A 20,664-nucleotide genomic window follows, 5' to 3' on the forward strand; every position below is an offset into this window, starting at 1 on the left:
TCCGAAGTCCGCTGCTTTTGTGCTGCGGCACTTTCGCCAGAAGGCGAACGTAACATACCCCACCACAGCTTTCGGAAGGGGTATTTTCGGCAAGAGGCCGGAGCATCCATGAAACTGCTGATCGCTGACGACGATCCGATCATTCTTGATCTGTTGGTTGAGATTTTCGTGGCCTATGGCTTCGAAGATATTGTCCTGACGTCCAATGGTGCAGAAGCCCTGCGCGCGATTGAGAAAAGCCCGCAGCGGTTTGATTTCCTGCTGCTGGATATACAGATGCCTGTGCTGGACGGGATTGAGCTGTGTCGCCAGGTGCGTGGTCTGCCGGGGTATGCGAAGACGCCGATCATCATGATCACCGCCATGACCGACATGACATACATCGAAGCTGCGTTTGTCGCGGGTGCGACCGACTACACGACCAAACCCTTTGATGTTCGCGCGCTTATCGCGCAAGTGCGCCGTGCAGAACAGCCTGCCACGGTGCTTCCCACCACTGGCAAGGTGCCTGTGCCCGTCGCGGCAACATTCGGAGACCCCAAGATCCTCAACCGCAAGATCAGCGGGTTTGTCGACCGGCAGGCCCTGCTGAACTACGCCAGAGTGGTACAGTCCCAAGGGGCGTTTTCGGCGGTCGCTGTGGCGATCACGGTAGGCGCTTTGCGCGATCTGTTTGATCGGCTAACGCCAGCGGAATTTGAAACGGCGCTGGGCGATGTTGCGGAGATCCTTTTTGAATCCCTGATCGGGACGCAGGCTGTTGTCTCTTACGTCGGGGACGGGCAATTCCTGTGCCTGTGTGACGCCGAACGGACCCTTGCGCCTGAGGACTTGCAAAGTGAGCTGGCAGATGCGCTGCGCATGGGGGATCGGCACTGGCAGCAGGATCTGCGCCGTGATCGTCTTGTTGTGGTCCATCCCTATGAGACGCCAAAGCCCCGCTCGCTGGCAGGGGACCCGCAATTCGCCGACCGCGCCCTGAAAAAGATGAAACAGCAGCATGGTGAGAGATCAGCCAAGCTGTCGAAACTGTTTGTGATGCAGTTCAGCAATCCCCCCCAGACCCCTTCGACGCAGAGCAAGCGACGCGGGCTTTGGCAGAGGATACAGGCGCCGACGACACGCGGCGGTAAGGGGAGGCTGGCGAAACGCCAAACCCCCTGACGCAGGAAATTCAAAAAGAAAAAGGCCGGGACAACGGCTTAAAAACTAAAGACAAGAGGTTGGAGACGAAAATGAGTGAATTCACCAAGAGTGACGAAGCGGCGCATTCCTTTGAAGCCGGTATCGCGCGCATCCGTGACAGGTTCATTGCGCAGCTTCCCGAACGTGTGTCAGAGCTTGATGGTTTGCTGGATGATCTGTACGAGAATGAGGACTTCAAAGAGCCCGTGACCGGCATCCGCAATATTGCGCATAAGCTGCATGGTCAGGCCGGTTGTTTTGGGTTTGCGGAGCTTGGGCAGATCGCGGCCAAGCTTGAGGAGCAGGCAGATCTGGTGATCGAGGCCCAGGGCCCGCTGGATACTGAAAACGTCGAAGCCTACCTTGTGCTTCTCCTCGACCAGATCGAGGAAAGACTGGCGGCTGCCTGATCTGAAATGGCGTTCCGGTCCTTCATAAGTACCTCGACAGAGTGGTTGCCGCGATTGCTTTTGCAGGTTGTCGCGACAGCGTTCTTTGTGACGTTGCCGATGGCCCAGACCGCTGAGACGCAAACGGTCGAGAACATTCAGTTCGGCATCATGTCCGAGGAAGGTGTGACCCGCACGCTGGAGGATTGGTCGCCCATGGTGGCGGTCCTGAATGAAAATGCCGCCGCCCAAGGTGTGCCTTATCGCTTCAGCATGACACCGATCGCGGATACCGCGTTTTTGCAACATCTGTCGGATGGCCGGATTGATATCTTCGTGGGTGATCCGGCATCCTTTGTCGCTGCTGAGGTCGAAGAAGGGGCGCGGGCCATTCTGTCGATGGCACACATGTGGGAAGGGCGGAGCTATGATCAGACCGGTGCGCTGATCTTTACCCGCGCTGACAGTGCCATCCGGTCCATCGAAGACCTGCGTGGCAAAAGTTTGATGGCCGTTGATGAGAATGAACTGACAGGGTGGAAAGTCGCCAAACAGGAATTTCGCAAGTACCGGATGGAGCCGTCAAGCGCTCTGTCAGATCTCATGTTTTCTGGCGGGAACCAGCGGGAAGTTGTTTATGCCGTGCAGGAAGGCTTGGTGGATGCAGGCGTGGTCCGCGCAGGTCTGCTGGAACGGCTCGCGGTAGCCGGTGTTGTCGACCTCGCGGAATTCCGTGCTGTCGCGCCGATGTCGCATGTCGATTTTCCGTTCATGGTCAGCACACCGCTTTACCCCGATTGGGCCTTGGCCGCGATGCCAAATGTGCCGGATGAGGCTTTGGCCCTTGTCATCAACGCCTACCTTGATCTGGATGTCACAAGCCCTGAAGTGCAGGCGACGGGCGGGAAAGTCTGGCAAGCCCCGCAGAACTATCAGGCGGTGCATGAATTGCTGATCTCATTGCGTGCACGTCCTTATGAAAACTATCTGCGCCAGGCCGCGGCGCGGATTTTCAACGCCTACAGATGGCCGTTCATTGGCCTTGGTGCCGTGCTCTTTTTCTCATTGGTTTTCCTGGTGTTTGAGCTGCGCCGCAACGCCAAACTGGCCGAAGCGCGCAAGGATGTTCTGAAGTCCGAGGTTCGCTCAAAGCAGTTCTACCGCAATGCGGTTGAGGACCACACGGTGTTCTGCATGCTGACGCAGGACGGTAATATTTCACACGTCAATCAGCGGATGCTGGATACGCTGGGCCGGGATCGGACGGGGCTGGTGAAACGCCCCCTGACGGAAATCCTGCGGGATACAGAGCATGAGCAGCTTGAGCAGGAAATCATGAAATCCATGAATTCCTGCGTCCCATGGCAAGGGGCATTGCAGCTAACCAAGGGGGATGGCAGCGCGGCTTGGGTTCAATGTACGTTTATTCCCGTCACCAGCGCCTCTGACAAACTGAGCGAGATTGCAATCGTTGCCTCCGATGTGACGGAAACCCGTTCAGGTGTTTCGGAGGAACGTTTCAACAATGCGCTGGAGCTGTCGGAAGATCAGGTTGTTGTTCTGCGGCCGGAGACGCTTGATATCCTCTATGCAAATGTCGCAGCATCCAACACCTTGTTCTGGAACCGGTTCGGGAAGGATTGGAAGGGCAAGACCGCGAAAGACTTCATCACTGAGGAAGACTACGACTCGCTGAAACTTTGTTGTGAAGCGGTGATCGAAGGGCCGCAGCGGCGCGTGACATGGGAAGCGGAAGCCAAGAACGACGTCACGTTTGAGATCAGCCTTGAATACGTGCAGCCGGAGGATGATGAGCCCCGGTTGATTGCGATCTATCGCGACATCTCTGAGCGGAAGTTGATCGAGAAAGCCAAGACGGAGTTCATTGCGACCATCAGCCATGAATTGCGCACGCCGCTGACCTCCATGAAAGGCGCCTTTGGTCTGGTGACCTCTGGCATGGTCGGGGATGTGCCGGAAAAGATGAAAGGGCTGGTGGGCATTGCATCCACAAACTGCGACCGCTTGATCACGCTGATCAATGACATTCTCGACCTTGAAAAGATCGAAGCGGGCAAGATGACATTCACGATGTCCAATTTTGACCTGAACGAACTTGTGGAAACGGCGCTGGAATCCAACCAGTATTATGCGGACACACTTGGCGTCACTGTTGCGCGCGAAGAAAAACCCGGTGGGACGAACTACATGACGTTCGGGGACCGGATGCGTCTGACGCAGGTGATGGACAATCTGATGTCGAACGCCGCAAAATTCTCTGAAAAGGGCGAAGTTGTCCACGTGGGGCTAGAGGAGATGGACGACCGGTTGCGGATCAGCATCCGCGACACAGGCAGCGGCATTCCGGAAGCGGCGCAGGCACAGATCTTCGACAAGTTCACGCAGGCAGACAGCTCTGACACGCGGGCAAAAGGCGGTACCGGTCTGGGTCTGTCCATCGTCAAACTGATTGTTGAGAGCCATCAGGGGGATGTGCATTTCAACAGTGTCGAAGGTGAAGGCACCGAGTTCTTTGTGGATCTGCCAAAGGTTGAAGGCGAAGAGGTAATCCCGATCCCACGCACAGCCAACGGGGATGTCCTGCCGTCCGCAAATGCAATTCAGATGGTGCCTGAGGTTGTCTCTGCGGCTTCCACCATTCCGAAGACAGCGATTGAACGTCTGGTTGCAAGGCTCGGTGATGCAGCCGACGACGTTAAGGTAGAGCAGAACCACATTACCGCGCAGCAGGTCGCCAACGGGAAAGGTGTGATGGGCAATTCCACCGTGCTCAACTGGATCAACATGCAGGATCGGGGGCTCTTGTCCCAACTGCTTGAAAACGGCGACATGGAGAATTGCGAAATTGCGATTGTGGAGTTCTCCAATCCCAACGGGCCAAAGGGGGCGTTTGTCACCGCGTCTGATACGCTTGGAGCCTGGATCGCGGATTGTGACGATCTGATCGTGCGCAAGAGCGCTGAAAAGATATCCGTGCTCAGCGTCACAGATGACTATGAACTCGCGGAAATCCTGAAAAAGCAGAACAAACCTGCGGTGGCAAACCATGTCTTTTCAAAGGATACCGGCATGGCCAAGAAGGGTGATGCCATCGCAAAATATGGCCTGATGAATGATGCGTCTGTCACGCTGCTTGCTCCGATCAAAGGCCGTGGTTTCCCGGAAAGCTGGCCGCTGACCGTATTTGTTCAACGCCATGAAGCTGCGAAATCCGCGGCCGGCGTGGTATCAAAATTCTCAAGTGGAGGAGGACGCAGCGCGCGCCGTGCGTCCTGACGCCAGAGGTTGGACAAAGATGCTGCTTCACCATCCCACAACGGCATGTTCAAAAATACGCTGGAGGATGTGATGGCTCTGTCGCGGGTCAGGTGCTTCAGGTCTTGCCGGACTTCTTAAGCAGATAGAGCGCGCGGTTGGCGTCATCCAATTCCTGAACTTCGCTCCGCTCTGCGTGTTGCTTGATCTCCTGAACGGTCTGGCCCTTCACCGCTTCATTCGTCTTGACGTCTCTGAACGCCTCAAGCAGCTGTCCCTCTATCGCGCTTGCCCTGTCCTCCAGCTCAGCGAGCTGTGCTGCCAGGTGTTGCTGGCGACGGTCCGCTGACTGGAGGTAGCCGGACAGGAAGGCGTAGCTGTCCGAGGTGGTGTTTGCCGCCTCGAATGCCACCTGTTCTGACAAGGCGGATTGTTCTGCCGTGATATCCGCCTGCTGCGCACGCAGTTCGGACAATTCGGCGCCAATGGTTTCAAGCGTATGGGTCTTCACCCGGTGGACCAGATTGAGAGATGCGAGCCGCCGGGTTGAAGACATAGGTTACGCCGCCTGAGGGATGGACTGCCGCGCTTCTTCCATCTCATAGAAGGAAGGCTGCAACAGCGTCGGGATAGAGCCACGCCCGATCTCTGTGCAGATTGTGGGCGAATGATTGTGCAGGATCGCGATGAAGATGTCGCGGATCACAGCGTAGAAGATGCCGTCCTGCTCTTCAATGGCTTCCAGCCGGTTCGCAATGGGTGCGACAAAAAGATAGGCAAGGAAAACGCCAAGGAAAGTACCCACAAGCGCGCCCCCGATCATCAGGCCCAGAACGGCAGGGGGTTTATCAATGGAGGCCATCGTTTTGATCACGCCCAAAACGGCCGCAACAATCCCGATCGCCGGAAGCGCGTCACCGACAACGGTCAGACCATGCGGTGCGACCAGCGCTTCGTGATGGTGCTTTTTGAGCTTGCGGTTGATGACATCTTCGAACTGGTAGGGGTCGTCAAACTGCAAGGCCAGCAAACGGAAGCTATCGGTGATCAGATCGATTGCAAAGTGATCCTTCTGAATCTTCGGGTATTCCGAGAAAATCGAGCTTTCCGTCGGATTTTCAATGTGTTCATCCAAGGCAAGCATGCCATCTGTCCGGTAGATCTTTGCCAGAGTGAACATCAGGTTCAACAGATCGATGTAGTCTTTGCTCTTCCACTTGGGGCCTTTGAAGGCCTTCAGCAACGACTTGCCAGCGCCCAGAATATTGGCAAATGAGTTTGCCGCGATGAAGGAGCCAAGGGCGGCGCCGCCGATCATCATGCCTTCGAAAGGCAAGGCGTGCATGATGATGCCCATCTCGCCGCCTGACAGCATATAGCCGCCAAAAACCATGCCCATTACGACGGCAAATCCAATAAGAATCGTCATTTTCGGTGTTTCCTGCTGCTCTTGCTTTTTGTGCTCGTTTTTCGGTAATTCTGTGTAGGTGAAGTATAAAAATCAACTTACAAATGAAAAACCGCTTCTAATTTTGGGGTTTGGGACTAAAATGCAATCAGTTGTTGATTTGGGGATGTGACAACATGGATAAGTCAGGCAGTAGACTTGTTGTTTTGGTGGATGGGACGGACGTGAAGCACATCTTCGCGTCCTGGCCCCAGGATATCTGCCTTGCTGTCTGTCTGGACCCGTCCGGCGATTGCTCCATGGTGGTGTTTCACCGGCAGGAGCGTCCCGCCATTGCCAGGCATCTGATTGCGGTGCTTGGCTGGCCAACGGAGGAGACGCTCTTTGTCCCCCGCGTTGATGGATTTGAAACGCGGCAGTTCCTCTATTCCGACGAACGGCGGTTGATGGCTTTGGTAAGCTGCAATCCCGATATCCTGGAAGAGGCGCATGACTACGCGGTGAACTACACCTATGCGCTGGAGGAAGGGTTGGATCCGCTGCGGATGCTTGGCCACGACGCGCCTTCGGAGGACGCCCCGCTGAGCGATGAAGTTCAGGAAGTGTTGACCAAGACCGGTCGACGACCGGTTGTGCCGGATTTCCTGCGCCGCTCTGCCGAGAATGCAAAGCGGGCGAAGTTCGCATCGGTGCGGAAGGTGGGTTTTGCAGCATTGACTGGATAACCTTTCGCTTAGCGGAGCGCGTTGCGGAGGTTGTTGAAGACCTCCTTGTCAGCGGTTGGCACGACAGCCGGAGCGGTTTCGATTTTCACTTCAGTTTCAGTCGAGACTGTCTTTTCCGTTTTTATATCAACAGCTTGTGCCTCAGTTGCGGGTTCTTCCGTTGCCATCGCCGTGTCTTCAGCCACCGGGCCGCTGTTTGCGGATGTGTTGTACTGCACCATGATGGAGATGCGGCGGTTTGATGGGTCCTTTGGGTCATCCGGTACAAGCAAATCAGTATCGGCAAGGCCAGACACGCGCACGATGCGGTCTTGCGTGACGCCCGTCCCCAGAAATACCCGCCGCGTCGCATTTGCGCGGTCCGACGACAGATCCCAGTTGTCATAGGCAGTGCTGTCGGCGAAGGGCACAGCATCCGTATGGCCTGAAATGACGATCTTGTTCGGCAGATCGGCAAGCGACTCACCAAGGTTGGTCATCAGTACTTCTGTGCTGCCAATCATTTCGGCGCGCCCGCTCTGGAACATTGGTTGCCCTTCCTGATCGATGATCTGGATGTGCAGGCCTTCGGGGGTTTCCTCGAAAATCACGCTTTGCTGCAACTGATCCAGCTCAGGACTGGCTTGAATGGCTTGCAAGATCTCGTTCTGAAGCTCTTCGAATTTGGCGTCATCGGCGGCATGCAGCGATTCAGCACCGTCTATGCTGTCTTCCGACTGGCCTGCGGCGGCACCTGACATGCCTTCAACCGCATCTTCCATCTTTTGGTCTGTTTCCTGCGTGCTGCCAGCGGAGGGCGCCTGTTTCACGCCATCATGGCTGGTCGCCGCGGCTTCATTTGGCTCGTCATTTGGTGTGACATCCCGGATTTCCCAGGTTGCGGGCGTCGGATCGTCAATCGCGCCCAGCTCTGAGCCGCGCGCAACGATTGATCCATTTGACGCAGACAGGGTGCCTGGCGGTCCGATGGTTGCGCCATCAAGGACACCACTTCCGCCTGGAAGCGTTGCATCTGTAAAGTATTGTGCGATCCCCTTAAGCGCCTGCTCGTCAGAGCTGGCCAGGATCCACATCAAGAGGAAGAACGCCATCATCGCGGTCATGAAGTCCGCATAGGCAACTTTCCAGCCACCACCATGGTGACCGCCGCCCTCAATGACTTCGACCTTCTTGAAAATCTTCGGCTGCTCTGCTGCTGCCATCTGCTCTGCCTCATGTCCGTCGAATCTATCGATCGTTCATTCGGCGCGCTTCTGCAGCACCGGTTTAGGCAAGTTATTGCGATGGATTGCGTTTGCTGGAGGGCTGGATTGTGATTTTAGTGTGACGCAGTTTTCAGGCGGACGAGCTGTCCGCTTCGGTCACGCCAGCAGCGCGTGTGTAGCGGCCCAGACCAATACGCTTGGCATATTCTGCCTTACGCACAGAATAGTTGGGCGCAACAAGCGGATGGTCTTCGGGAAGGCCGAGCTTGAGACGATACTGCTCTTCGGTGAGCCCATGTTCCGCTTTCAGGTGCCGTTTCAACATGGTGAATGACCGACCACAGCACAGGCAGACCACGGTTTCGTCTGTGACTGAGTCTTCGATCGGAACAGCGGGTGTAATGGTAAGCGGTTTCGCAGATTGTGACCCTGCGGCCATGTCGATCAAGGTGGCACTGCCGAGATCCTGTTCAACATGACCATCGAGGCTTCGGATGAGTTCAAGGATATCCTTGACCGTCGCGCTTTCCCGAGACGCATAGGCTGATACGATGCGTATCATCGCTTCTGACATCGCTGACTGAGCAACATTCTTCATCTTTACTTCCTCGTTCAACTACAAGTGCGAAACATAAACAGAGGCGTCATGAGATATGCACTATTCATGATCTGGAGCGACTATTGAGACGAAAATCCTCAATGACAAGAAGAAAGGTCTGTTAGTTGTTGTATCGGCGAAATTTCGACCATGGCGCGCATGGTTAGCGAAAAAGCGCTTACTTTTGACAAGATTGGTGGTTCCCGTGTTGGACGTGCCCCTGGTTTTGTCACGACAGAAGTTTGCACAACTGGTCGTTTGTCATCTTGTCCTTGTCGTCGTCTGGTCGGGGCTGTTGGATGAAATCCTGTTCCTGAAGGAAAGAATGGGCGCTTTCCAAAATGGCACGGGAGTAGGGATCGAGTGCGTCCTGACGCACGAGCGAATCGAGCCGAACTGCCGCCTCAAAGGCGATATTTCGTGATGTGTTCGGGTGGTTTGTAGATGCCATCTTGCCTGCTAACTCAACTTATACTTGGTCAAGCTTTCTGCTTAACTCAAAACCATAGATAGTCAGCCAAGTTTAAATTATTGTAAATGAATGGGCTGAGGTGTGGTTTTTTGTGAGAGTTCGTGGGTAAGGCGAGAGAAATGCTGGATATTTCCCAATAATTTTATCATCTTGAACCAGTTGTTAACCATTGTAAACATGGATATGCTTTGGTTCTGAATGGCTCATCTTCGATTGTTTCGGAGAAAAGCCTCCTCGTTTGGCCAGCATTATGTCAGTGAATCCTTGTAGTTGTTCTTGTGTGATTCTGTCGCATGATCCGGCGGTTGTGACGTCGCTGGGCTACCTGTTGCGGGTGGTGTTGCAGTGTGACTGCAAGGTCGTCACGGAAACGGACGATGCGTTTGTGGATCTAGAACCGTATTTCGCACCCGCGCCAGATGTGTTTTTTGCCTATGCTGATCCTCACAACCAGTCTGCGTTGTCGCAAGTGTCAGCTGTGCGGGACAAAGGGATGCCGACACTCGTCATTGCGGTGCTCAAGGATCTTCCAGACCTGGGCGCGCAGATGTACGAGGCTGGCGCCGCGGACGTTGTACATTGGCCGGCCGACCTGAAAGAGATCGCGCTGAGGTTGCGACACCATCTTGGACATAAGTGGGATCCATCCAGGACAATTGATTTGTCTGCCGATTGGGAGGCTGAGTCTTATGTGGCGGACCTCGCGGATTTGACGACGGCTGAAGCGCAGATTGTCCGGATCCTGATGGCGAAGGACGGCCGTATCGTGACGCGGGATGAGTTGAGCTTGGCGTTGGACGCGCGTCCCTGGCGACATGGCGACCGAAAATTTGATGTCCACATGGCGAAGATTCGCAAGAAACTGCTTGCGGCGTTTGGGTCAAACCTGACGGTTGCAACCATTCGGTCGCGTGGATATCGGCTGTCGACCAACGGTTCCAACCTGTTCTCTTCCGTGGATGACTGATCCAAACTTTCGGCAGATCGACCAACTACCTGTGATTGCAGTCAGGCTGACGTTGGGTCGTCAAAACGCGCTTTGCCCCATTCTTTAACCTGAAGGGAAGATTTGTAAACGCGTCCGGTGGATAAGTGCCCCCATATTTCGGGCGAGTGACCATATGGTGGAAGATTGGTTTAACGTGCCACAACATGTTGCCCCAAAAATGACATAAATACCGGGAAGTTATCGAGAGAGTTGTCGGGTGCCGTCCGCAAAAGCTATGCAGAGTCCTGTCCTTGCACCCATTGGAGAGAATCCAATAATTAACAATTCTTTCGTTTCCCTTAGCTTAACCAATTACTAACCTGTGATTGTAGCGGGTGGGCTGTTCGCGCGCTGAGAAACAAAAAAAGAAGCAAGGACTATCAGATAATGGATACCCTACTTGAGCAGATATGGAGCGACGCTTTGGAAGAGCGGACCAACCTGAACGGGTCCCCGATTTCGTATCTGTTGACGTCTTTGCTTGCAGCTCCGGTACTGTCTCTGGTTGATACGTCCTCAACCGCGCGATCCGAGCCCTTTGTCAGCTATGGCGGGTATGAAATCCTCCCTGGCGCCAGTCTGGCTGACGTGCTTCTGGAAGAAATGGGAATCGAGATCGACGAGACGACCGTGGTGTTGGTTGAACGCATTAGCAGCCCCGGTGAGACCCGTGGATCAACAGAAGAGCTGGGACGTACCGTTGGCCGTATCCTGCTTGAGCTTTCGATGATGGATTCAGGGGCCAAAGCGCCTGCTGACCTTCCGAAACCCCTGATTTCTGCGACATCAACAGGGCGCGCGCTACAGCAAACCCCCATCAACTGACGTAATTGTTTCAAGAGAATCGGCATCTGTAATATTTAGTAAGATCAGAGTGTTATAATCTGATCTGCTCCTGATACTTGTTGCGCTTTGGCAACTGTTGCGTGTGAAGCGACCAAATTTTCTCTCATTATCCACTTATTAAAAATCGTTAAACGGGCGTTAACCGGGTCTCTGTAATGTCTGTTGCGAGGCAGAAAAAACATACAGGTGACGAGAATGAGCGTAACCGCGTACAAGCGGACGATCTCGCACACAGAGGCGCCAAGACAGATTGAGCGTCGTATTCTTGTGCAAGTGACGGCCGAACTAGAACAGAAGTTCGAAGATTTTGACAAAAGCGACCGCCGGATTGAGCGGCTGGAGCTTTTGGCGAATGGTCTGCGCCATACTGTCTGGAAAAACCAGATGGTCTGGATGACCTTCAAATCCGATCTCCTTGAAAAGGAGAATGGCTTGCCTGAAACACTGCGCGGTGCGCTGGTGTCTTTGGCATTCTGGGTGGAGAACCACTCGCAAGGTGTCATGTCAGGGGGCAAGAACATCCGCCCGCTGATCGACGTCAACCGGAGCATCATTGATGGGCTTGCTGGTCAAGCCTACAGCGCGGTGGAGTAGTTCGATATGCCACTTAATCTTACCCTAAAACCCAACGAAGTGGTTTTGATCAACGGGTGTGTGATCCGAAATTCAGATCGACGCCAGACCATTCTGATCGAAAGCCAAGGTGATATCGTGCGGCAGCGCGATCTTCTGAACGATTCAGAGGCCCGTACCCCTGTTAAGGAAGTCTATTTCTTCATTCAGACAGCCCTTCTGGACAGTGGCGTCAGAGAGAAGCTTGTGCCGATCATCCAAAAGAAACTGGGGCAGCTTGTTCCCGTTTTTCATGATGAAATGTCTCAGCACATCTTTGAAGCGGCGTCGCATGTGTCGCATGAAGACTTCTACAAGGCGATGCGCGCTCTGCGGCCGCTGATGGACTATGAAGCCAAGCTTTTTGACATGCTCAACAGTCGGCAGGTCGTGACGGCTGCGGAGTAGGGAGCAGGACGATGATCAGTGTATCGGGACTTGGTGGGCAAATTGCGTTGCGCGTTGTGGATGCAACGCGGGACCGCCAGATGGAGCTGTTGCGCAGTGATGCACAGAACCAGCGTGGTGAGGAAGCCTTCCGCGAGCGGATTGGCGGCATCACCACGCCCGAAGAACTGATCGCTGATTTCGAAGTCTACAGCTTCGTGATGCGGGCTTTTGATCTTGAGGACCAGATATTCGGCAAGGGCATGATCCGGAAAATCCTTGAAAGCGATCCGGAAGAACCATCGTCCTTGCTGAACCGGCTGACGGATATCCGGTTTCGAGAGATGCACCTGGCCCTGGGTTTCACCACAACAGAGGGCCCGCAGACGCCTGATTTCACGACCGAAGAGTTTGCCGAAGACATCGTTAATCGGTTCTACAACAGACAGTTCATTTCCGGATATGAGGCAGAGAACGTGGCCGTGGGTCGCGTTCTGGAGTTTCGGGATGCTGCGGAAGATCTTGAGAACTGGTTCCAGGTTCTGCGGAACCCTGAATTGACGCAGTTTTTCCAGATTGCCCTTGGGTTGCCGTCGGCTTTGTCGGGTCTGGATGTCGAAGTTCAGCAACGCCGCATGTCAGAGAAGTTCGACCTTGAAACACTGTCCGATCCGGCAGTGCGTGAAGACCTCGTCTCCCGGTTTATCGCGCTGTCCGAGGTCCAGAACCCGCAACAGGCGCTGGCATCAAGTGCGGCGCTGAACATCCTGAGTTCTGCAAGTTTCGGTGCCCAGTTCGTGCCGATTGCATTGAACGTGCCCTCGGTCACATTTTCAGCGGCATCGCTGTACCGCTGACCTGGGGTCAGGACCCTTTAATCCTGCGCCACTGGCGTCAAAACCGCGAAAGTTCAGTGGTTTGAGACATGCAGCGACTAACGGGTTAATTGCAAATGGCTCAAGCCTCTGAAATGAAGCGGTTTTGTCGTCCGTAGGATTTGACGGATTTTCCCCGTGAGCTTCGTTGCATCTGCTTGAAATTCAACAAGAGTTCCTGCGCAGCCGCGCCTCGTCACGAGAAAAATCTGTCAAACCAGTGGTGCAGGATTAATGGGTCCTGACCCTAATCTTCAAGCAGATCCTCATCTTCCAGAGGCAATTCAACAGTGCCATCTGCAAGCAGCCGCAATGCGGCCTCGACCAATTCGGATTGCGCTTGTCTGACGTCCTTTGACCGGACCGGTCCCATCTGATCCATCTCTTCCTGCAACATGTCGCGGGAACGGGAGGGGAGGGAGCCGAGGAAATGCTCCCGCACTTCCTTTTTTGCGCCTCTCAATGCGAGCGGCAGGGTTGTACCGCCGACTTCGCGCATAATCTTGGCAAGCATGTTTTCCTTGAACTTCATCAGATCATCAAAGACGAACATCTTTTGCTTGATCGCCCCGAACCGTTCCGGATCGCGTTGTTCCAGATCGCGGGAAATGCTGCTGAACAGATCCTCATCCAACTTGTTGAAGATCGAAACCAACTGCCCTTCAACGCGCCCTTCGGACCCGCGTCCGACTTTGCCAAGGACATCGTCCCGCAGGGAGTTTTCGATGTTGTTGATCGCGTCTGTCGGCAGGCTGTCAATCTCCATCACCCGCGCCACAACTTCGGCTGCACGTTCAGGACCCAAAAGCGGGAGCACCTTTGCGGCTGCGTCGGAACTGATGCGCGTGAGGATCACCGCGACGGTCTGATTGCGTTCCTTGCGCAGGATTTCAGTCAGTTGCTTTTCATCCAGCTTCGAGACGTCGTCCCAGACGTTGTCGGTGGTATGACCGTCAATCTCCGCAAGGATTTCTGTCACCCGTTCCTCTGGCAGAAACTTCTGGAGCAGCCCCTTCGCGGCTTCGATGTTGCCGAAAACGCCGCTGGGTGAATTTACCTTGATGTCGAATTCTTCCATGATGTCTTCGACAACCTTGGCGTCAATTTCGCCCATGGTGGTGATGGCAGAGGTAATTTTGCGAATTTCCGCAACGTCCAGCTGCTGCATCAGCGCACCGCCGCGCTCTTCCCCGATACACAGAAACAGGATCGCTGACTTCTGCGCCCCGGTCAGGCGGCGGTTCTTCTTGAAGGGAACGAATTGGTTCATGGATTGCGGTGTGATTTGCCTGTTGGTCTATGGTAGCAAGGATAGATGGTTTTAAGCTGTGTTAATACAAGAATATCGACATTTTGATCTTTATCCCGAAAGATAGGATTGAATGAGCGACCCGGCCAGCATGTACCAGCCGTCGATCAACACAAAGAAGATCACCTTGAAGGGCAAAGACACCAGAACAGGTGGCAACATCATCATACCGGCGCTCATCAAAACGGATGCGACGATCAGATCGATCGCAACAAAGGGCAGGTAGATCAGGAACCCGATGGTGAAAGCCCGGCGAAGTTCGGAAATCATGAAAGCAGGCACCAGCACGCGCCAGCTGGGTTCGGCATCCACATCGGCCGGGGCCGCATCGGTTTCTGCGGCTATGTCCTGAAACAATTGCAGGTCCTTGTCGCGTGTGTTGACCAACATGAATGTCCGGAAGGGTTCTGAGATTGCCGTGACGGCCTGCTCTTCGGTGATGGAATTGTCCATCAACGGTTTCACACCAGAATCCCACGCATCCTCAAACACCGGCTGCATGACAAAAAACGTCATGAAGATCGCCATCGCGTTGAGCACGATGTTGGGCGGCGTCTGGTTCAGGCCCAATGCAAGGCGAAGCATGGAAAAGACGATGACAAAGCGGGTGAAGCTGGTCATCACCACCAGCAATCCCGGCGCCACACCAAGCAGTGTGATGATCGCAAAAAGCTGGATCAGACGGCTGGAGAGGGTCGCGCTTTGGTCGCTTCCGGGTTCTACATCGCCAAACTGGGTGGACAGATCCCGGATCAGCCCGCCAACATCCAGGTCCTGCGCTGCGCCGGGTTGTGCGATCAGCACCAACACCCCTGCAAGGGCAGGCAGCCATACCGCAAACCGGAAAGGGGGACGGCGCAGCATTCTGGTTCAGCTTTCGGAGACGAAGTCTTTGATGATTTCGCGCAGGGCAACGCCCAGCATGTCTTCCTGAACGCGCACAAGATCGCCACGGGCGACGGTACGGTCGTTGATCATAATCTCAACGGGTTCGCCGACGCGGCGGTCCAGCTCAATCACCGACCCTTTGGTCAGGTTCAGCAGTTCAGAGATCTGCATCCGGCTTGTACCCAGCACCACGCGCACATTGAGTTTGACGCCAAAGATCGCATCCATGCTCTTTGCGTCGGTGTCGGCTGCTGCCTTTTGCTTTGGGTCTTTCGGCACAGGCTCGCTGCCTGCTGGGATCATCTGTTCCTGATCAGCGTCCGCGACGTCATGTTCTGGTTCGTCCATCTATTTCGCCTCACTGTGGGTTTCGTTCAAAGCGTCAGCCGCATCCTGGAGGGCTGCGAAAATGGCATCGCAGGCGGCTTCAAGGTTGTACTCAAGGCGCCCACCATCCCATGCGACCTCCACGGCGCCGCGAACCATGCTGGTGTCGCTGACGATGTTGATGTCGACGCCGCGCGCGTCCTCATAGAGCCAATCGACTTTCTCCCGTGCCAGAACGTCTGTGACCTCAGGACTGGCGCGCACGGTAAGAACCTGTGCGCTGCGCGTGCGTTCGATGCTCTGGCGGATGGTCTCAACCGCCAGATCGGGGCCGTAGCGGTCCAGCAGTTCGGGGATCAGACGTTCCGAGATGCCAAGGAACATCTCAATGATGTCGCGTTCCATCTGGGCGCGGGTGTGTGTTTCCTTGCTCAGCAGGATTTTCAGCTGTTCCTGAATGGCGGCGCGTTCCTGGGATGCGCTTGCCGCGAGTGTTTGCTGAAAGGCGGCTTCGGCCTCCCGGCGTCCTTCGGCTTTGCCGATCTCCACCCCTTCGCGGCGGGCTTCTTCGATCAACAGCTGGAGCTCAATATCCGAGCGTGCAGAGGGGGTATCGGCGTGACTGACAAGGCCGTTCATCTCTGCGTCGAAATTGCGTTGAAACAGATCGGTCATGCTTCGGCCTCAACCCGCAACCATGACCGCAGGACGCGCAGAACTTCGTCCGGCTTGTCATCCGCAAGTTTTTGGATGTTGTCGATCTTGCGCTTGTGGAGATTGCCGCGAATGCCCTGCTTCTGGATGTACTCAACTTCTTCCGCCTCGAACATCGGGGGCTGGTTCGGAGCAAAGGTGCTTGCGGGGACGGGTGCGGGCATGGGGTTCGGTTGCTGGCCCAATGGTTGCGGGATGGCAGATGGCGTTTCGCCATCGGGCAGGGCCGGTACGGGTGCTTCATCGTCTTGCGCGATGGCGGCAGGTTCGCTCAAACGCTTCAGCAGGGGGCGCACGCCCAGGATCATCACCAGACCCACAATCAGCAGCGCCAGCAGGCCACGGATGATGGGCACGGCGCTTTCTGCCAGCCGGTCTGTCATGCTCTGTTCAATCGGGCTGCCCAGATCCATGGAGTAATCCATGAACCGCATGCTATCGACAGAGATGGTATCACCGCGCGCTTCCTGAAAGCCCACCGCGGATTTCACCAGTTCAGCAAGTCGATCCATTTCTTCTGGTGTGCGCTCTGAATAGTTCACGGCGGTGTCTTCGACGGCGTAGATCCCGTTCACCAGGACAGCGACGGTCATGCGGCGCACTTCACCGGCTTCGCGGACAATCTCCCGGCGGGTGTTGCCAATCTCATACTGGACGATTTCATCCGCTTCACTGCGGTTTGACGTTGATCCACCTTCCGGGTCGGCAAGTGCTGCGGGAATGTTGTTTTCGACGCCCACATTGCCTTGTTCACCTGTGTCGGTCTGATCCTCGGTCTTGGTTTCGGTGGAGCGGACAACCTGCTGATCGGGGTTATAGGACTGCTCAACAATCACTTCGCGCTGTGTGGTCAGTTCGACGTTCACGTGTACCCGCGCGTTCCCCGCCCCGACGCGGGCGGTCAGGATATTCTCGATCTCGCGGGAGAGGCGGTCTTCGATTGCGGATTTGGCGGTTTGCATGTTGCCCTGACCCGGCCCGCCGGGGTCTTCGGACAGGATCGTTTCACCGCTGGCGGACAAGACGGTCACACGGGTCAGGTCCAGCTCAGCAACGGCTGAGGCGACCAGATTGCGCACAGCAATCGCTTCCTTGCGGCTGACGGCGCGACCGGCCTGCGGGCGCAGGATGACGGATGCGCGGGGGGTCGGTGCTTCGCGGGTGAAGGGCTCCCGATCCGGCAGGACCAGATGCACCCGCGCAGAGGCGATCCCGTCCAGTGTCTGGATCGACCGGGCAAGCTCGCCTTCCATGGCCCGGACCCGGTTGATCTTTTGCAGGAAGGAATTCATCGCCATCCCACCTTGCTGGTCAAACAGCTCCCAACCCGGATCGCCATCAATGGGCATTCCGGTTTCCGCCAGAACCATGCGCGCGCGCGCCTTGTCGGATTGCGGGACAGAGATGGTGGTGCCGTCGGGCCCCACCTGAACGTTGAACCCGGCAGAGGTCAGCGCGGCTTCAATCGAGGATGCGGACGAGACGGAGAGGTTGGAATAGATCGGCGCATAGTCCGGGCGCGTCACCGCGCCAATCCCCAGCAGCATCGCCAGAAGCACCCCAAATGTTGTGCCGCCAAGGATAAGTAACCTTTGCCGCCCAAGATTCTTGAAGTTCTCAAACAGTTCTTGCACCATGTTCTCCGATATTTGACTCAATACATCACATTCGGAAGAAGAAACGCAAGTATTGATCAAAACTAATCTTGTGTTTTCTTACTTTTTTGCGGATTATTCTTAAGTGATCACCTCGGAAGAGATATGGCCAAGAAACCCAAAGAGAATCCAAAGCCCAAGAAGGACGACGGCGGCGACGCGGAGAAGAAATCCGGCGGCTCCCGCAAGATGATCCTGATGGCAGTTGGCCTGTGCATCGCTTCCCTTGGCGGCGGCTTTTTTCTGGCGCGTATGGCTTACGTCGAAGACAGCGAAGCGTTCGAGGTCGAATACAAGGACGGTGAAGAGCAGACGGAGAAGATGGCCGATGACGGTCACGGTGATGACCACGGTGGCAAGGACAAGGCCAAGGACGACTACGCCGATGATGGCCATGGCGGCGGGGATGACCACGCCAAGGCGGACAAGGATGATGGTCACGGCAAAAAGGACGACAAGGCCAAGGGCAAGAATGATGGTGAGAAAGGGTTGATGGAGTTCGGCGACCTGATCACAAACGTGGACGGTTTTGACAGTTTCGGCAGGCCGGTCAAATCCTTCCTCAAGGTGAACATCGTCATGGCCTACCGGACCGAACCCGGCGCAAGTGAGCTGATCGAGCAGCGCGAGCCATTTATGCGGGATCTGTTCAATGCCTATCTGCGCGGTTTGACGGCGTCTGATGTGCAGGGGATGGCGGGCATCCTCTACATCAAGGCGGAACTGCTGAAACGCGCACGCGCTGCGGTCGGGAATGACCTGCCGCAGGAGATCCTGATCAAAGAACTGATTTTGCAATAGGGATTGATGTTGTGAACAAGCGCCTCTCTGCTCAGAGTATCAGTCCCGAAAACGTCAGTTTGATTGATGAGATCATTCGGCTGTCGGATTTCACTTTTGATCGCCTGCCGATGCTCGACATCATCGGAGAACGGTTGGTGGCCAACATGTCCGTGATGCTGCCTGACATGACCTACGCGGTCTGTGAGGCCTCGTTTCAGCAGTTGGATTACCTACCCATGGCGCAGGTGATCGAGGGGCTTCCCTCTCCGGCAGTTCTGGCTGTGGCGACAGGTCATCCCTTTGATGGGGAAATCCTGCTGGTCATCGACAGGCCGTTGGTCGTCACCGTGATGGAATTGATGTTGGGTGGAAAAGCCAATCAGCTGACCATTGAAGAGGCCGATGAATTCACGTCCATCGAGCTTCGGTTCGGCCAGCGTCTGGCGGAGGCTGCCCTGTTCGAATTGCAGCGCAGCCTGTCTGTCGTTGGCTCCGCCGAACTGGAACTGGACAGGGTAGAGACGGATCCCGATGCCGCAAGTGTCGCCAACAGCAACAGTCTTTGTGCGCGGATGCGGTTCTCTGTCGCGATTGCGGGGCAGTCCTGCGCGTTGGAAGTGGTCATTCCTTACGATGCGCTGGAACCGATCCGCCCGCACCTTGGCAAGATCTACTTCGGGGACCGGGGCGAAGGGTCCAATGGGTGGAAGGATCTGCTCACCGATCAGATCGAAATGGCCCACATGGATCTTGAGGTGGTGCTGAACGAGATCGAAGTGCCGATCCAGACCATCATGGGCTGGTCGGTCGGTGACATCGTGGATCTGTGCATCGAAGAGGGTGCGGATGCCACGGTGATGGGCGCGGACAAGCCGATGTTCAAAGCGGCCTTGGGCAAACGCACGAACGGCTATGTGGCCATTCAGATAACGGAAAAACTACAGGACCTGGAGGTGGGTGAAGATGCTGACAACACTGATTGACGTCGTGATTATTGTGCTGCTGATCGGCAGCATTGGCTATGGCTACACGGTCTCCCGCAAGGTTCGCTACCTGATGAACGCTTTGCAGGACATGGAAACACTTGTGGTCCAGTTCTCCAGCGCGGTGGAGAAGTCGGAGCATTCGGTTTACCAGATGCGCGAAAACATCAAAGTGGCTGAGACCCTGCCGCAGAAGCAGCGTCAGCAGGAGGAAGAACAGGCACTACAGGCGGCGTTTTCCTCGGGGCGTCGCCCGGCGGCGGCAGCTCGGTCTGCGCCGGATCACTTTGCTGAACGACCCGGTCTTGTGGTGATGCGCGACAAGGAAGATCTGGTGCGCAAGTTTTTTGACAACTCTCCCGCGACATCGAGGGTCTGATCCGTGATCAAATTGCTCAGCAGCAAAGTGATCCTGGGTGGGTTGGCTTTGACCGTCTTCACCAAGGCGGCCATGTCCCTGCCCATCTTGCCGTTGTTCAATGATCCGGAGACACCGCAGGATGCGATGATCGTTCAGGCCGCAGATACAAAGCCCAAGGAAAAGGAAGAAGAGCCCGAAGAGATCCCCCCGCTGGTCGCTGGTCTGCCAGAGATTATCGGGCAATGTGAGGCCCCGGAAGATGTTTTGCGGTCCTTGGTCCGGGAACGTGATCTGGTCTACCAGCAGCAACAGGAACTGGAAGAGCGCAAGGCGGAGATCGCTCTGGCACGTGAACGTCTGGATGTGGAAAGAGCCTCTCTCACCGAACTCTACAGTTCCATTGAGGACATGTTGGCGCGTGTGGAAGCCGCGCAGACGGAAGACCTTGATCGGCTGATTGATTTCTACAGCAACATGAAGCCAGCCGACGCGGCGCGGATCATGGACGATCTGGATATTGAGACGACGATCATGATCTTTGGCACGATGAACCCTCGCACCGCGGCACCGATCCTCGCCAAGATTTCACCGGTAAGGGCAAGGGCTGTGTCAAAGATCATCTTTGAACGCTCGCAGCTGCCCGGCGATCAGGATCTGGTGGGGATCAAGCTGAAGTAA

Annotated in this window: 23 protein-coding genes; 13 read left to right on the forward strand and 10 right to left on the reverse strand. The window is 55.5% G+C overall.

The window, feature by feature from the left end:
• Positions 1–108 precede the first annotated feature (108 nt).
• The 3 genes from Q1A91_RS12470 to Q1A91_RS12480 all read left to right on the forward strand — a co-directional run bounded on the left by Q1A91_RS12470 (position 109) and on the right by Q1A91_RS12480 (position 4,871).
• Positions 109–1,164: a response regulator gene (locus tag Q1A91_RS12470; protein ID WP_299877526.1), complete on the forward strand. Its 1,056-nt coding sequence runs from the start codon at positions 109–111 to the stop codon at positions 1,162–1,164.
• Positions 1,165–1,235: 71 nt separating this feature from the next.
• Positions 1,236–1,595, forward strand: a complete 360-nt coding sequence (locus tag Q1A91_RS12475) for an Hpt domain-containing protein (protein WP_299877529.1) — start codon at positions 1,236–1,238, stop codon at positions 1,593–1,595.
• A gap of 99 nt (positions 1,596–1,694) precedes the next feature.
• Positions 1,695–4,871 carry a PhnD/SsuA/transferrin family substrate-binding protein gene (locus Q1A91_RS12480; protein WP_299877532.1) on the forward strand — a complete coding sequence of 1,059 codons (3,177 nt, stop codon included), beginning with the start codon at positions 1,695–1,697 and terminating at the stop codon, positions 4,869–4,871.
• A gap of 97 nt (positions 4,872–4,968) precedes the next feature.
• On the opposite strand, the gene Q1A91_RS12485 is transcribed toward Q1A91_RS12480, so the two are convergent.
• The gene (locus Q1A91_RS12485; protein ID WP_299877535.1) at positions 4,969–5,406 is read right to left on the reverse strand and encodes a hypothetical protein; all 438 of its coding nucleotides are present in this window, start codon (positions 5,404–5,406) and stop codon (positions 4,969–4,971) included.
• 3 nt (positions 5,407–5,409) lie between these two features.
• Positions 5,410–6,279 (reverse strand): flagellar motor stator protein MotA, encoded by an 870-nt coding sequence (gene motA, locus Q1A91_RS12490; protein WP_299877538.1) that lies wholly within the window; start codon positions 6,277–6,279, stop codon positions 5,410–5,412.
• Between the two features lie 155 nt (positions 6,280–6,434).
• Here motA and Q1A91_RS12495 point away from each other — a divergent pair, with 155 nt between their 5' ends.
• Entirely contained in the window at positions 6,435–6,983 is a 549-nt protein-coding gene (locus tag Q1A91_RS12495; protein WP_299877541.1) for a flagellar motor protein, read from the forward strand.
• 8 nt (positions 6,984–6,991) lie between these two features.
• Here Q1A91_RS12495 and Q1A91_RS12500 read toward each other — a convergent pair whose 3' ends face one another.
• From Q1A91_RS12500 to Q1A91_RS12510, 3 genes are all read right to left on the reverse strand, one after another.
• Positions 6,992–8,185 carry a flagellar motor protein MotB gene (locus Q1A91_RS12500; protein WP_299877544.1) on the reverse strand — a complete coding sequence of 398 codons (1,194 nt, stop codon included), beginning with the start codon at positions 8,183–8,185 and terminating at the stop codon, positions 6,992–6,994.
• 133 nt (positions 8,186–8,318) lie between these two features.
• Positions 8,319–8,786 (reverse strand): MucR family transcriptional regulator, encoded by a 468-nt coding sequence (locus tag Q1A91_RS12505; RefSeq protein WP_299877547.1) that lies wholly within the window; start codon positions 8,784–8,786, stop codon positions 8,319–8,321.
• Between the two features lie 229 nt (positions 8,787–9,015).
• Positions 9,016–9,237, reverse strand: coding sequence for a hypothetical protein (locus tag Q1A91_RS12510; protein WP_299877550.1), 222 nt, complete (start codon positions 9,235–9,237; stop codon positions 9,016–9,018).
• A 259-nt stretch (positions 9,238–9,496) separates the two neighbouring features.
• Between Q1A91_RS12510 and Q1A91_RS12515 the strand changes: the two genes are divergently transcribed.
• The 5 genes from Q1A91_RS12515 to Q1A91_RS12535 all read left to right on the forward strand — a co-directional run bounded on the left by Q1A91_RS12515 (position 9,497) and on the right by Q1A91_RS12535 (position 12,948).
• Complete coding sequence (locus Q1A91_RS12515) at positions 9,497–10,225, forward strand: winged helix-turn-helix domain-containing protein (RefSeq protein ID WP_299877553.1); 729 nt, start codon at positions 9,497–9,499, stop codon at positions 10,223–10,225.
• Between the two features lie 408 nt (positions 10,226–10,633).
• The gene (locus Q1A91_RS12520) at positions 10,634–11,071 is read left to right on the forward strand and encodes a hypothetical protein (protein ID WP_299877555.1); all 438 of its coding nucleotides are present in this window, start codon (positions 10,634–10,636) and stop codon (positions 11,069–11,071) included.
• Positions 11,072–11,287: 216 nt separating this feature from the next.
• Positions 11,288–11,686, forward strand: a complete 399-nt coding sequence (locus tag Q1A91_RS12525) for a flagellar biosynthesis regulator FlaF (protein ID WP_299877558.1) — start codon at positions 11,288–11,290, stop codon at positions 11,684–11,686.
• Between the two features lie 6 nt (positions 11,687–11,692).
• Positions 11,693–12,112, forward strand: a complete 420-nt coding sequence (locus Q1A91_RS12530) for a flagellar biosynthesis repressor FlbT (protein ID WP_299877561.1) — start codon at positions 11,693–11,695, stop codon at positions 12,110–12,112.
• 11 nt (positions 12,113–12,123) lie between these two features.
• Entirely contained in the window at positions 12,124–12,948 is an 825-nt protein-coding gene (locus Q1A91_RS12535; RefSeq protein WP_299877564.1) for a DUF1217 domain-containing protein, read from the forward strand.
• A 265-nt stretch (positions 12,949–13,213) separates the two neighbouring features.
• Here the strand turns inward: Q1A91_RS12535 and Q1A91_RS12540 are convergent, their stop codons facing one another.
• From Q1A91_RS12540 to fliF, 5 genes are all read right to left on the reverse strand, one after another.
• Positions 13,214–14,236: a flagellar motor switch protein FliG gene (locus Q1A91_RS12540; RefSeq protein WP_299877567.1), complete on the reverse strand. Its 1,023-nt coding sequence runs from the start codon at positions 14,234–14,236 to the stop codon at positions 13,214–13,216.
• A gap of 90 nt (positions 14,237–14,326) precedes the next feature.
• Entirely contained in the window at positions 14,327–15,139 is an 813-nt protein-coding gene (fliP, locus tag Q1A91_RS12545) for a flagellar type III secretion system pore protein FliP (RefSeq protein ID WP_299877570.1), read from the reverse strand.
• A 6-nt stretch (positions 15,140–15,145) separates the two neighbouring features.
• A complete protein-coding gene (locus tag Q1A91_RS12550; protein ID WP_299877573.1) occupies positions 15,146–15,511 on the reverse strand; it encodes a FliM/FliN family flagellar motor switch protein in 366 nt (121 codons plus the stop codon).
• On the reverse strand, positions 15,512–16,165 hold the full coding sequence (locus Q1A91_RS12555) for a FliH/SctL family protein (RefSeq protein ID WP_299877575.1): 654 nt from the start codon (positions 16,163–16,165) through the stop codon (positions 15,512–15,514).
• On the reverse strand, positions 16,162–17,862 hold the full coding sequence (gene fliF / locus Q1A91_RS12560) for a flagellar basal-body MS-ring/collar protein FliF (RefSeq protein WP_299877578.1): 1,701 nt from the start codon (positions 17,860–17,862) through the stop codon (positions 16,162–16,164). Before fliF ends, Q1A91_RS12555 begins: the two co-directional genes overlap by 4 nt.
• A gap of 102 nt (positions 17,863–17,964) precedes the next feature.
• Between fliF and fliL the strand changes: the two genes are divergently transcribed.
• Genes fliL through Q1A91_RS12580 form a run of 4 tightly spaced genes read left to right on the forward strand, consistent with a single transcriptional unit; the run spans position 17,965 to position 20,664 of the window.
• Positions 17,965–18,660: a flagellar basal body-associated protein FliL gene (gene fliL / locus Q1A91_RS12565; protein ID WP_299877581.1), complete on the forward strand. Its 696-nt coding sequence runs from the start codon at positions 17,965–17,967 to the stop codon at positions 18,658–18,660.
• 11 nt (positions 18,661–18,671) lie between these two features.
• Entirely contained in the window at positions 18,672–19,625 is a 954-nt protein-coding gene (locus Q1A91_RS12570) for a flagellar motor switch protein FliM (RefSeq protein WP_299877585.1), read from the forward strand.
• Complete coding sequence (locus tag Q1A91_RS12575) at positions 19,606–20,004, forward strand: flagellar motor switch protein (RefSeq protein WP_299877588.1); 399 nt, start codon at positions 19,606–19,608, stop codon at positions 20,002–20,004. Before Q1A91_RS12570 ends, Q1A91_RS12575 begins: the two co-directional genes overlap by 20 nt.
• A gap of 3 nt (positions 20,005–20,007) precedes the next feature.
• Complete coding sequence (locus Q1A91_RS12580; protein ID WP_299877591.1) at positions 20,008–20,664, forward strand: hypothetical protein; 657 nt, start codon at positions 20,008–20,010, stop codon at positions 20,662–20,664.

The organism is uncultured Sulfitobacter sp. (assembly GCF_947500075.1).
In the GTDB taxonomy this organism is placed as follows: Bacteria; Pseudomonadota; Alphaproteobacteria; order Rhodobacterales; family Rhodobacteraceae; genus Sulfitobacter.